This is a genomic window from Eikenella longinqua (genome assembly GCF_001648355.1).
GTDB classification, from domain to species: domain Bacteria; phylum Pseudomonadota; class Gammaproteobacteria; order Burkholderiales; family Neisseriaceae; genus Eikenella; species Eikenella longinqua.
Genome location: NZ_LXSL01000017.1, coordinates 34,332 through 47,081, shown reverse-complemented (window position 1 = coordinate 47,081; position 12,750 = coordinate 34,332). Strand labels below are relative to the sequence as shown.

At 59.1% G+C, this 12,750-nt stretch carries 9 protein-coding genes and 2 pseudogenes; 3 read left to right on the top strand and 8 right to left on the bottom strand.

What is annotated here, in order from left to right; genetic code table 11:
• Positions 1-22: 22 nt before the first annotated feature.
• Positions 23-3,232 (top strand): carbamoyl-phosphate synthase large subunit, encoded by a 3,210-nt coding sequence (gene carB / locus A7P95_RS04840; protein WP_067592020.1) that lies wholly within the window; start codon positions 23-25, stop codon positions 3,230-3,232.
• Positions 3,233-3,543: 311 nt separating this feature from the next.
• Positions 3,544-7,092: a transcription-repair coupling factor gene (gene mfd, locus A7P95_RS04835; RefSeq protein WP_067592181.1), complete on the top strand. Its 3,549-nt coding sequence runs from the start codon at positions 3,544-3,546 to the stop codon at positions 7,090-7,092.
• On the opposite strand, the pseudogene A7P95_RS04830 reads toward mfd, so the two are convergent.
• Both A7P95_RS04830 and A7P95_RS04825 read right to left on the bottom strand, forming a co-directional pair.
• A pseudogene (locus A7P95_RS04830) lies at positions 7,089-7,575 on the bottom strand (integrase core domain-containing protein); the annotation flags it as partial. The gene mfd and the pseudogene A7P95_RS04830 sit on opposite strands and share 4 nt — an antisense overlap.
• 47 nt (positions 7,576-7,622) lie before the next feature.
• Positions 7,623-8,150 (bottom strand): annotated as a pseudogene (locus A7P95_RS04825) (IS1595 family transposase); the annotation flags it as partial.
• Positions 8,151-8,330: 180 nt separating this feature from the next.
• Here A7P95_RS04825 and A7P95_RS12470 point away from each other — a divergent pair.
• A complete protein-coding gene (locus tag A7P95_RS12470) occupies positions 8,331-8,492 on the top strand; it encodes a type I-C CRISPR-associated protein Cas8c/Csd1 (RefSeq protein WP_425387463.1) in 162 nt (53 codons plus the stop codon).
• Positions 8,493-8,628: 136 nt separating this feature from the next.
• Here A7P95_RS12470 and A7P95_RS04820 read toward each other — a convergent pair whose 3' ends face one another.
• The 6 genes from A7P95_RS04820 to A7P95_RS12340 all read right to left on the bottom strand — a co-directional run bounded on the left by A7P95_RS04820 (position 8,629) and on the right by A7P95_RS12340 (position 12,610).
• Positions 8,629-9,132 (bottom strand): hotdog family protein, encoded by a 504-nt coding sequence (locus A7P95_RS04820; RefSeq protein WP_067592017.1) that lies wholly within the window; start codon positions 9,130-9,132, stop codon positions 8,629-8,631.
• A complete protein-coding gene (locus A7P95_RS04815) occupies positions 9,113-10,339 on the bottom strand; it encodes a beta-ketoacyl-ACP synthase (protein ID WP_067592014.1) in 1,227 nt (408 codons plus the stop codon). Before A7P95_RS04815 ends, A7P95_RS04820 begins: the two co-directional genes overlap by 20 nt.
• Positions 10,332-10,751, bottom strand: a complete 420-nt coding sequence (locus tag A7P95_RS04810; protein ID WP_067592012.1) for a hypothetical protein — start codon at positions 10,749-10,751, stop codon at positions 10,332-10,334. Before A7P95_RS04810 ends, A7P95_RS04815 begins: the two co-directional genes overlap by 8 nt.
• A gap of 231 nt (positions 10,752-10,982) precedes the next feature.
• Positions 10,983-11,789 (bottom strand): DNA ligase, encoded by an 807-nt coding sequence (locus tag A7P95_RS04805; protein WP_067592009.1) that lies wholly within the window; start codon positions 11,787-11,789, stop codon positions 10,983-10,985.
• A 170-nt stretch (positions 11,790-11,959) separates the two neighbouring features.
• Positions 11,960-12,451: a hypothetical protein gene (locus tag A7P95_RS04800; protein ID WP_156503504.1), complete on the bottom strand. Its 492-nt coding sequence runs from the start codon at positions 12,449-12,451 to the stop codon at positions 11,960-11,962.
• Between the two features lie 24 nt (positions 12,452-12,475).
• The gene (locus tag A7P95_RS12340) at positions 12,476-12,610 is read right to left on the bottom strand and encodes a hypothetical protein (protein ID WP_281179403.1); all 135 of its coding nucleotides are present in this window, start codon (positions 12,608-12,610) and stop codon (positions 12,476-12,478) included.
• Positions 12,611-12,750: the final 140 nt, after the last annotated feature.

The window sequence follows — 12,750 nt, the reverse complement described above, 5'->3', positions numbered from 1 at the left end:
TGTTTATTAAAAGGTAAGCTATATGCCCAAACGTACCGACCTAAAATCCATCCTTATCATCGGCGCCGGCCCTATCGTTATCGGTCAGGCCTGCGAATTTGACTATTCGGGCGCACAGGCCTGCAAGGCTTTGCGTGAAGAAGGCTACAAAGTCATTCTGGTGAATTCCAACCCCGCCACCATCATGACCGACCCTGAAATGGCGGATGTTACCTACATCGAGCCGATTATGTGGCAGACGGTGGAGAAGATTATCGCCAAGGAGCGGCCTGATGCGATTCTGCCGACGATGGGCGGCCAGACCGCGCTGAACTGTGCGCTGGATTTGGCGCGCAACGGCGTGCTGGCGAAATACAATGTTGAGCTGATCGGCGCGACGGAAGACGCGATCGACAAGGCGGAAGACCGCGGCCGCTTTAAGGAAGCGATGGAGAAAATCGGTTTGCATTGCCCGAAATCTTTTGTCTGCCACACGATGAACGAAGCCTTGGCGGCGCAGGAACAGGTCGGCTTTCCGACGCTGATTCGTCCGTCTTTCACGATGGGCGGTTCGGGCGGCGGCATTGCCTACAATAAAGACGAGTTCTTGGCGATTTGCGAACGCGGTTTCGATGCGTCGCCCACGCATGAGCTGCTGATTGAGCAGTCCGTCCTCGGCTGGAAAGAGTACGAGATGGAAGTGGTGCGCGATAAGAACGACAACTGCATCATCATCTGCTCGATTGAAAACTTCGACCCGATGGGCGTGCATACGGGCGACTCGATTACGGTTGCGCCGGCGCAAACGCTGACGGACAAAGAATACCAAATCATGCGCAACGCAAGCTTAGCGGTATTGCGCGAAATCGGCGTGGACACGGGCGGCTCGAACGTGCAGTTTGCGGTGAACCCTGAAAACGGCGAGATGATTGTGATTGAGATGAACCCGCGCGTGAGCCGTTCGTCCGCGCTGGCTTCCAAAGCGACGGGTTTCCCGATTGCGAAAGTGGCGGCGAAACTGGCGGTCGGCTTTACGCTGGACGAACTCCGCAACGACATCACCGGCGGCAGAACGCCCGCGTCGTTCGAGCCTTCCATCGATTATGTCGTAACCAAAATCCCGCGTTTTGCGTTTGAAAAATTCCCCGCCGCAGACGACCGCCTGACCACGCAGATGAAATCGGTGGGCGAAGTGATGGCGATGGGCCGCACCATTCAGGAAAGCTTCCAAAAAGCCCTGCGCGGCTTGGAAACAGGCTTGTGCGGCTTCAATCCGAGAAGCGAAGACAAAGCGGAAATCCGCCGCGAACTGGCCAACCCCGGCCCTGAGCGTATGCTTTATGTTGCCGACGCGTTCCGCGCGGGCTTCACGCTGGAAGAAATCCACGAAATCTGCGCCATCGACCCTTGGTTCTTGGCGCAAATCGAAGACTTGGTGAAAGAAGAGCAGCAGGTAAGTGCAGGCTGCCTGCAAGATTTGGATTTCGCCGCCTTACGTCGTCTGAAACGCAAAGGCTTCTCCGACAAACGCATCGCACAGCTTTTGGGGCTACCTGAAAAAGAAGTGCGCGAACACCGCTACGCGCTGAACCTGCATCCCGTCTATAAACGCGTCGATACCTGCGCCGCCGAGTTCGCTACCGAAACCGCCTACCTCTATTCCACTTACGAAGAAGAATGCGAAGCGCGTCCTTCCGACCGTAAGAAAGTGATGATTCTCGGCGGCGGCCCGAACCGTATCGGTCAAGGCATCGAGTTTGACTACTGCTGCGTCCACGCCGCGCTTGCCCTGCGCGAATCGGGCTTTGAAACGATTATGGTGAACTGCAACCCCGAAACCGTATCGACCGACTTCGACACCAGCGACCGCCTGTATTTCGAGCCGCTGACGCTGGAAGACGTGTTGGAAATCGTCCGCACCGAAAACCCGTGGGGCGTGATTGTGCATTACGGCGGTCAAACCCCGCTCAAACTCGCCAACGCATTGGTTGAAAACGGCGTGAACATCATCGGCACGTCCGCCGACAGCATCGATGCTGCCGAAGACCGCGAACGCTTCCAAAAAGTGTTGAACGACTTAGGTCTGCGCCAACCGCCCAACCGCATCGCCCACAACGAAGAAGAAGCACTCGTCAAAGCCGAAGAAATCGGCTATCCGCTGGTCGTGCGCCCGTCTTACGTTTTGGGTGGTCGCGCCATGCAGGTCGTCCACTCCGCCGAACAGTTGCAAAAATATATGCGCGAGGCCGTGCAGGTATCCGAAGACAGCCCCGTGTTGCTCGATTTCTTCCTGAACAACGCGATTGAAGTCGATGTGGACTGCGTTTCAGACGGCAAAGACGTGGTTATCGGCGGCATCATGCAGCACGTCGAACAGGCAGGCATCCACTCCGGCGACTCCGGCTGCTCGCTGCCGCCTTACTCGCTCAGCGAAGAAATCCAAGACGAAATCCGCCGCCAAACCAAAGCCATGGCATACGCGCTGGGCGTGGTCGGCCTGATGAACGTACAGTTTGCCGTGCAGGACGGCGTGGTGTTCGTGTTGGAAGTGAACCCGCGCGCCAGCCGCACCGTTCCCTTCGTCTCCAAAGCCACCGGCGTGTCGCTCGCCAAAGTCGGCGCGCGCTGCATGGCAGGCATTTCGCTGAAAGAACAGGGCGTGGAAAAAGAAGTCGTCCCCGATTTCTATGCCGTTAAAGAAGCCGTGTTCCCCTTCATCAAATTCCCCGGCGTGGATACGATTTTGGGCCCGGAAATGCGCTCCACCGGCGAAGTGATGGGCGTAGGCGAAACATTTGGCGAAGCCTATCTCAAAGCCCAGCTCGGCGCGGGCGAACGCATGCCTGCCACCGGCAAAGTGTTCCTCTCCGTGCGCGAGGAAGACAAGCCGCTCATCGTGCAAACCGCCAAAAACTTCCAGCTGCTCGGCTACGGCGTGTGTGCCACGCGCGGCACGGCAGGCTACCTGAAAGAGCACGGTGTGGTGGTGCAGGCGGTAAACAAAGTGCCCGAAGGCCGCCCGCATATTGTGGACGCGATTAAAAACGGCGAAATCGCGCTGGTGGTGAACACCGTGGACAGCAACCCGCAGTCTGTGGCTGACAGCCACAGCATCCGCCGCAGCGCCCTCACCCAGCGCGTGCCGCAATACACCACCGTGGCCGGCGGCGAAGCCATGAGCGAAGGCGTGAAAAACCTGAACTCAATCGGCGTGTATAGCGTGCAGGAGCTGCATGCCAGGCTGAAAGGCTAGAGGCTACCTGAAAAAGGAAACAGGCTGCCCGGCGAATTGCTGGGCAGCCTTTATAGTTAAAGCTTTTCATTGCCTCCTACGGCGTTGCTGTGCTGCTTGTACTGCCTGCGCGGTTTGCTGCCTAGGCAAATAATTGCTTCAGCCAAGGGTTTGCAGGCAGGCTGGGGAAAGCGGAGCCAGGCATTTGGCAGAAACACCAGCAGCCGCAGCAACCCGCCCCAATCTGCTAAAATCTCGCCCTCACAACCAATTTCCCATTTTTAGGCAGCCCGAAACCCATTCCGGCTGCCGCAAGCCATTGTATGAACAACATGAATTTCCCTCTGCCTGCTGCCGGCCAGAAAACCCGCTGGCTCCATCTTTCCACCGGCGTGCTGCCTATGCTGCTGGCGCACCATCTGCCTGAAAAAACGCCCAAACTCATCCTCACCCCCGACGCGGAAACCGCCCTTCGCCTGCAAACCGCGTGGCAGTTTTTCCGCCCGCAGGACACCGCGCTGTTCCTGCCCGACTGGGAAACGCTGCCTTACGAACGTTTCTCGCCGCATCAGGATTTGGTGTCGGAGCGGCTGTCGGTGCTGTGGCAGCTCAAAAACGGCGCGGCGGACGTGCTGTTCGCGCCCGTGGCCACGGCCATGCAGCGTCTTGCGCCGCCGTCGTTCCTGCTGGGGCGCACGTTTTGGCTGAAAACGGGGCAGCGGCTGGATTTGGACAAACTGCGCGCCAATCTGGTGGAAGCGGGCTATGCGGCCGTGTCCAACGTGGTGGCGGCGGGCGAGTTTGCCGTGCGTGGCGGCATTGTGGATTTGTTCCCGATGGGGGCGGATTTCCCCTACCGCCTTGATTTGTTTGACGATGAAATCGACAGCATCAAAACGTTTGACACGGACACCCAGCGCACGCTTGCGCCCGTGTCGGAAATCCGCCTGCTGCCCGCGCACGAGTTCCCCACCGATGCGGACGCGCAGAAAGTCTTCCGCAACCGCTTTCGTGAAGAAATCCCAAGCAATCCGAACGAGGCCGCCGTGTATCAGGCGGTAGGGCGCGGGCAGTTCGGCGCGGGCGTGGAATATTACCTGCCGCTGTTTTTTGAAGACGGGCTGGCCACGCTGTTCGACTATGTGGGCGGCGACGCGCTGGCGGTGTGCGTGGGCGACGTGCACGCCGAGGCCGCACGTTTTGATGCCGAAGTGAAATCGCGCTACAAGCTGGCGCAGGGCGATGTGGCTTACCCGCCACTGCCGCCGCAGTTTCTCTATCTGCCCGCCGACCGCTTTTCAGGCAGCCTGAAAGCCTATCCGCAAGTTTGGCCGGACATCACCACCGCTTCGCCCTACGCGCTGCCGAACGTGGCCGTGAACCGCCAGTCGGAACAGTCGCTGGCCGCGCTGCAAGGCTTCCAAACGGCCTTTGACGGGCGGATTCTGCTGTGCGCCGAAAGCGCGGGGCGGCGCGAAACCATGCTCGGCTTCTTCGCCCAGCACGGCTTGAAACCCAAGCCCGTGGCGGGCTGGCAGGCGTTTCTGGACGATACCGCGCCGCTGTGTATCGCGGTAACGCCGCTGGCGGAAGGGTTCAAACTGGGCGGGGAATTTTCAGGCAGCCTGAATGCCCGACCTACGCCCGAACTTTCAGTCGGCCTGAACACAAAAAGTAGCCTGCACATTGAAAGGCTACCTGAAAATGCTGCGGATAAATTTTCAGGTAGCCCCACCCCCGAAAGCAGCCTGCGCCTTGCCGTCATCACCGAATCCGAGCTCTACCAATACGTCGCCCGCGCCCGCGTCCACAACCGCCGCAAGAAACACGCCGCCGTATCGGACGGCCTGTTGCGCGACCTTGCCGAAATCAACATCGGCGACCCCGTCGTGCACGAAGAACACGGCATCGGGCGGTATATGGGCTTGGTAACGATGAATTTGGGCGGCGAAACCAACGAAATGATGTTGCTCGAATACGCGGGCGAAGCGCAGCTTTATGTGCCTGTTTCGCAACTGCATTTAATCAGCCGCTACTCCGGTCAGGCGCATGAAAACGTCGCCCTGCACAAGCTCGGCAGCGGTGCGTGGAACAAGGCGAAGCGCAAAGCCGCCGAAAAAGCGCGCGACACCGCCGCCGAGTTGCTCAACCTCTACGCCCAACGTGCTGCCCAATCGGGACACAAGTTTGAAATCAACGAGTTGGACTATCAGGCGTTTGCCGATGGCTTCGGCTACGAGGAAACTGAAGACCAGGCCGCCGCCATTGCCGCCGTGATTCAAGACCTGACGCAGGCGAAGCCGATGGACCGGCTGGTGTGCGGCGACGTGGGTTTCGGCAAAACCGAAGTCGCCCTGCGCGCCGCGTTTGTGGCGGTGATGGGCGGCAAACAGGTCGCCGTACTCGCCCCGACCACGCTTCTGGTCGAGCAGCACGCGCAAAACTTCGCCGACCGTTTCGCCGATTTCCCCGTCAAAGTCGCCAGCCTTTCGCGTTTCAACAACAGCAAAGCCACCAAAGCCGCGCTGGAAGGCATGGCAGACGGTACAGTCGATATCGTTATCGGCACGCACAAACTGGTGCAGGACGACATCAAATTCAAAAACTTAGGACTGGTCATCATTGACGAAGAACACCGCTTCGGCGTGCGCCAGAAAGAGCAGCTCAAACGCCTGCGCGCCAACGTCGATATTCTTACCATGACCGCCACGCCGATTCCGCGCACGCTCAGCATGGCACTCGAAGGCCTGCGCGACTTCTCGCTGATTACCACCGCGCCCAGCCGCCGCCTTGCCGTGAAAACCTTTGTCAAACCGTTCAGCGAAGGCAGCGTGCGCGAAGCCGTATTGCGCGAACTCAAACGCGGCGGGCAGGTGTTTTTCCTGCACAATGAAGTGGATACGATTGAAAACATGCGCGAGCGGCTGGAAACCTTGCTGCCCGAAGCCCGCATCGGCGTGGCGCACGGACAACTGCGCGAGCGCGAGCTGGAACAAGTGATGCGCGACTTTTTGCAGCAAAGATTCAACGTGTTGCTCTGTTCCACCATCATCGAAACCGGCATCGACATCCCCAACGCCAACACCATCATCATCAACCGCGCCGACAAATTCGGACTGGCGCAACTGCATCAGCTTCGCGGGCGCGTCGGCCGCAGCCACCACCAAGCCTACGCCTACCTGCTCACGCCCGAATACATCACCAAAGACGCCGAAAAACGCCTCGACGCCATCGCGGCGGCAGACGAACTCGGCGCAGGCTTCACCCTCGCCATGCAGGATTTGGAAATCCGCGGCGCAGGCGAAATCCTCGGCGAAGGACAATCCGGCGAAATGATACAGGTCGGCTTCACGCTTTATACGGAAATGCTCAAACAGGCCGTGCGCGACCTCAAAAAAGGCCGCCAGCCCGACCTCGACGCACCGCTGGGCATCACCACCGAAATCAAACTGCACAGCCCCGCCCTGCTGCCTGAAAGCTACTGCCCCGACATCCACGAACGGCTCGTCCTCTACAAACGCCTCGCCGTCTGCGAAACCGTGCAGCAAATCAACGCCATACACGAAGAGTTGGTGGACCGTTTCGGCCTGCCCGAACAACCCGTCAAAACCCTCATCGAAAGCCACCACCTGCGGCTCTCCGCAAAAGAATTGGGTATAGACGCCATCGACGCCACAGGCGAAGCCGTAACTGTAACCTTCGGCAAACACCACCAAATCGACCCGACGGAGATTATTATGCTGATTCAGAGCGATAAAAAATATCGGCTGGCGGGGGCGGACAAATTGAGGGTTACGTCGGAAATGGGAGATGTGGAGACAAGGATAAATGCCGTGAAGGATGTGTTGCGGCGGCTGAAGGGAGGTATGGTAGCAGTATAGAAATCAACCGCGACGTTTACACCATAGGTTGAGAATGAAGCCTGTAATATCTCAAATGGCGTATCGCCGTTCAAACCGGCATGCGGCTTCACCGTGTTGTAGAAATTGACGAAGCGGCACAGTTCCTTCTGCCGGTGTTCCGAACTCTCGAACGACTGTTTCTCGTGCCACATCTCCATCAGGGTATGAATGGCCCGTTCCGCCCTTACCGTCGGTCTGTAGACGGGCAACCCGGGTAAACTTCAGGCCAATCCCGTTTTCATAACAGACTACACCGAAAGCATGGTTGGCCGAGCCTTTGTTGGTACTGTTTTGGGGTTTGAGCAGCCTGCCCCTGGCGGCTTTGAGTGCGCGGTAGATGGTAACGCGGCTGACCTGGTAGCGGCGGGCTAGGGAGGAAAAGCTTTCTTTCTGATGTGTATATGCCAGCCAGATGGCTTGGCGGTGGTGCGGGATGAGGCGGGTGTTTTTGTGCATGTTCATGTTCAGTATTCTCCTAGAAATACTGTAAACAACGCTACTGTTTTCTACACGACGCGCTTTGCCTGATTCCAAAAGGGTGCGATGCCGTTAATGTGGTTCTGATGCTTTGCAAACCCTTGAGAATGATTGATATGGTAATGGATAAAACTGCTCGTCCAGCTTGTCGTTATTGCTCAGGCTGTTGGTATAAACAATGCTGTCCGGCATGATTTTCTTTTTGATGACAGGCAGTAACATTCCAGACTTAGCGTTATCCACCACAATGGTGTAGACCCGTCCCTGCTGTTTCAGGATGCCGAATACCACTACCTTGCCTGCCGCACCACGTCTGCGTCTGCCTTTACGGCGTCCGCCGAAATAGCTTTCGTCCAGTTCGACGGCACCGTCAAAGATTTCATCGGCCGCCAGTGCCAGATGATGGCTGATGACTTGGCGGATTTTGCGGTAGAACAGGATGGCAGAGTTGGGCTGTATGCCTAAAATATCGGCAGCAGCACGGGCGGTAACTTCGAGTACAAAAACTCGAGCAGTTTCTTTTGTATTTTCCCACTTAGTTTACAATTGGTTATTTGCATTTTCGTAGCCTAGCATAGCTGCTAATCTACGTCAGCTCCTAAGATTATTAAAGCTAAAGATAGCAATATAAGTTTCGTTTGGTGGAAGAGTCTGCAGCTTTAGTGTGCCAACCTAAAATGGCACAGGATTATTTATCCATTTCTGCTGGTAATGATAAATAAGCATATGATTTCAAAGATATAATCTGCCTTGTAACAGGCAAAAAAGCACTGGTTGCTCGTAAACATCATCAAATTTCTGGTGTTCATAAAAAACCAACACCTTTTTGTGTGGTTGATAAGGGAAGTACGGCATTTCATTCCTATGGCAAGAAACAAGGGGTTTACATTTCCAGTTGGTAAACAAGCCATGTTTGAATATACCACCCAGTCGCCTTCGGGTGGCTATGTATTACAAATACTTAACTGCAGATCGCGTTCAGGCTACCTGAAAACACCAGCTGCAACCGATCCAAAATAAAGGGCAGCAGTATTTCCGCTACCGCCCCAAAATCGCGTCCAAGGCCTCGCGGCTGGTGGGGCTGAACACGTTGAGCGCGCCGGAGAGCAGCAGGGTGCCGGGCGGGAGGTCGGGGCGGCTAGGGGGTGGGGTGCGGCAGGTTAGGGTGCAGTCGAACACGCCCATGTTGGTGGCGTTGTCTTGCCAGGACAGGGTGATTTGCACGTCGAGTACGATGCCGACGGGAATGTCGGGCTGGGCGAAGGTGAGCTTGCGCGTGCCGAGCAGGAAGCCGAGCTGCACGGGGCGGCCGGCGTCCAGCGCGTGCGCGCCCGCCCATGCGCCCACGGCCTGCGCCATGATTTCCATGCCGAGCCAGCCGGGCAGGGCGTTTGCGCCGTCTGGCAGCAGGATGCAGTCGGGCCGGACGGTGCAGATGGCGTTCAGGCTGTTGTTATCATAAGATAAAACTTCATCCAGCAGCACCATGCGGCCGCTGTGCGGCAGTAATGCGGCGGGCTGTTTAATCGGGCATTGCGGCATGTTCTTCTCCGATGATGAGGACGCTATTGTTGCCGCCGAAGGCGAAGGACGAACTCGCGCCGATGCGCCGCCCCTGCGGCCAATGGCTACCTGAAACTGTGAGCGCGATTGGGGGCAGCGCGGGGTCGGCCTGGCCGTCCCACAATTGCGGCGGCAATGCGCCTTCGGGGTTGTCGCGGCGGCTGGCCATGATCCATAAAAACGCGGCTTCCAGCGCGCCGGCTGCGCCGAGGGTGTGGCCGGTGAGCGGTTTGGTGGAGGTGGCAGCGGTATGGCTGCCGAACACGTCGGCCACGGCGCGGCTTTCCATGCCGTCGTTGAGCGGCGTGCCGGTGCCGTGCAGGTTAATCCAGCCGATGCTTTCGGGCGGCAAACCTGCGTGGTTTAAGGCTACCTGAAAAGCCTGCGCCGCGCCGAGGCCGTCGGGGCGTGGGGAAGACATGTGGTGCGCATCGCTGCTCGCGCCGTAGCCCAAGAGCGGCAGGGTATCGCCGCCGCCTTCGCGCGTCATCACGAACACGGCGGCGGCTTCGCCGATGTTGATGCCGTTGCGGTTTTTGGAAAACGGGTTGGCGAGGCCGTCTGAAAGCACTTCCAGCGCGGCGAAGCCGTTGATGGTGAGCGGCGAGAGCGTGTCCACGCCGCCGCACAGCACCGCGTCGCACACGCCCAGCCGCAAGAGCCGTGCCGCGCTGATGAGGGCGCGCGCGCCGGAAGTGCAGGCGGTGGACACGCCGTAGCACGCGCCCCGCAGGCCGTACGCCGCTGCGGCAAAATCGGCGGGCGAGGAAAGCAGTTGCGCCTGCTGTTTGAACGGCATGTCCGCCCAGCCGCCACCGTTGGCAACGTGTTGGAACAGCGGGATGTTTTCGTCCGCACCGCCCACCGATGTGCCGATGACCACGCCGATTCTGCCCGCGCCGTAACGGCTGAGGGCTACCTGAATTTGCGGTTCGATTTGCGCCAAAGCGTCCCACAGCAATTGGTTGTTGCGGCTGCGGTGTTCGGCGGGCAGATTGCTTGGAAACGGGCGCAACGGCCGGTTTACCGCGCCGAAAGCACGGTTTTTGCCCTTCACCCATTCGGTGGAAAAGGTGAGCGGGCTGGTTTCAGACGGCCTCAACAGGCCGCGCACATGTTCCGCCACGCCGCTGCCCAACGCCGACACCAAACCCGGCCGACCGAGGTATGCCCGCGCCTTATTCATCGTTCTCTCCCAAAGGCGTGAGCCGCCATTTCGCCCCGCCGCTTTCCAGTTCGCGCGGCCGGCCGTCAGAAAAACCGTTTTCCAACAGCGGGAACATCGCCGTGAACACCGCCTGCGAAGCATGGTTCGGCGGCACGAAACCGTCGCGCCGCCAGCCGCTTGGCGTGGCCAGCAAACGCGCCAGCGGCGCGCCGAACGCGTCGGTTTGAATCCAGCGCGACTGCCCGCCCGCCTCGCCCTGCACCACCAGCAGCGACACCTGCTCCGCCGCGCCGGTTTCGTCCAGCCGCTCCAGCTTGAAACGGCGGCTCTCGCCCGCCGCCAGATGCGGCAAATCCTGCGGGGCGAAGGTGGCGCCGCAGGCGGCAAGCAGCAGCGCGGCGAGGAGGGGGAGGAGGCGTGTGGCGGGCATTTTCAGGTAGCCTTTGCGGGGTAAACGGAAGGAGGGATTATAGACGAAGCCGGAGGGAAACGGCGCAGTATGGCATGGCAAACGGCTGGTGCGGGAGCTTAGGCAACGCGGCGGCGGGCTGGCGAAAGGCTACCTGAAAACAGATTTGCGTTTTAGCTTCGCAGAAACTCAGCCTTGCTTCGCAAGACATCGTTTTCAGGTAGCCTTTTGCGCGGGCAGGCGGCTTAGGGTTCAGTTGGCACGGCGCAGGTAGGTGGCGAAGCGGGGGGTGCCTTTGGCGGTGAAGCCGCGGTATTTGTAGGTGATGCGGCTGCCGATGGGGGGCGGGTTGCGGCGGTCGGCGTCTTTGAAGCCGGAGCCGATGCGGAATTCGCCCAGCTCGTTGCGGCAGGACACGGCGCCGAGCAGACCGGTGTTGCGGCCTTTGCCTTCGTGGTGGGCGGTAACGGTGCATTCGGCGTCGTGGGCGCTTTTGAGCTTGAGCAGGTTGCTGCTGCGGCCGCCTTGGTAGGGGGTATCGGGGTTGCGCAGCATCACGCCTTCGCCGCCTTGGTTTTCGATTTGGCGCAGGAATTGGCGGGCGTGCTCGATATTGCGGGCGGGGGTTTGCGGGATGAGGGCGATGTTGGCGCGGGGGTGGGCGGCGAGGTGGCGCCGCACGAGTTCGAGGCGTTGATAGAGGTTGCCGGGGGCTTGCGGGGCGTCGAAAACGTGCAGTTTGATGCCGCTCCAATCGCTGCCGCTGCGGCGCACGGTGGCGGAAATCTGCTCGAAGGCGCCGTGCCGGCTGTAGAGTTCGCCGTCGAGCGGAAAGGGCGGGAAATCGCGAGTGAATCCGGCGGGCGGGGAAAAGGGGTGGCCTTGGCGGCTGATGAGTTTTTGCCCGTCCCAATAGGCGCGCACGCCGTCGAGCTTTTCGCTCATGGCCCAGCCGGCAATGTTTTGGCCGCTGTATTCTTTGGCGAGGATGAGATTGGGCGGTGCGGCGTGCAGGACGGGGGAAAGCAGGAGGGCGAAGATGAGGAGGAGGCGTTTCATGGCGGGATGGTTGGGGTGGGATGGGGTGCTTGGGTTGAGGCTACCTGAAAAATGGTTTGCGGGTTTAGCTTCGCAGAAACTTGTTTTGCTCGGTTTAACTTCGTTGAAGCGGTGCTTTAGCTTCGCAGAAACTCAGCCTTGCTTCGCAAGACATCGTTTTCAGGTAGCCTTTATGTTTTGTAAGGCCACAGGATAAACGATTCGCTGCCCACCAACTCTTTGATTAAGGCGCCGGGATTGGCGCACAGGCTGAGGTTAATACTGCGGGCAAAGCGTTGGCCGGGGCGGCGGGCATGCAATTTGAAAAACACGTAACGCGGATGCCCGGAGCTTTTGAGCTCGTAAACCCCGCCGCGGAAACTGCACGCTTGGCGATTGTAGGTTTGCCGCACCCGCCCGAATGCGCCATACAAAATCAGCTCGCCGGGCGTGATTTTGGCGAAGCGGCGCGTGGTGAGGCCGAACCACCAGCTTTCGGTGAGCCACAGCCAAAACAGAGCGAAGGGCGGCAGCAGGATAAGTTCGGGGATAAGGCCGACTATTATCAGCAGAGCCATCAGCAGGAAGGCCAGCAGCACGCCGCCCGCCAGCGTGGCGGCAGCCATCGCTATCATGCCGATCCAAGAGACGGTATATACCGTGCCGCCGCGCTGTTTGCACACCCCACCGCGCCGCCGGGTATAGGCCTAAATATAGCCGGAAATATAGTTGGGCGGAACGGCGGTGTCATGGCATTTGGGCAACTGCGCTTGGGGGGAACGGTGGCGCGGCAGGCGCTGGGCGCGAGATTTGCTGCTGCGGTAGTTTGGAGGGTGGCTCATGGTTGGGCGGAAAGATGATAGTTGGTTTGGAGGCTACCTGAAAGTGCAGCTTAAGTTAGCCGCAGGCCTCACCCAGCAAAGGAGGATAGCAATGTTGGATTTCGCACTCGAGCAACTTGCTGCATTTGCTGTCCAATCCG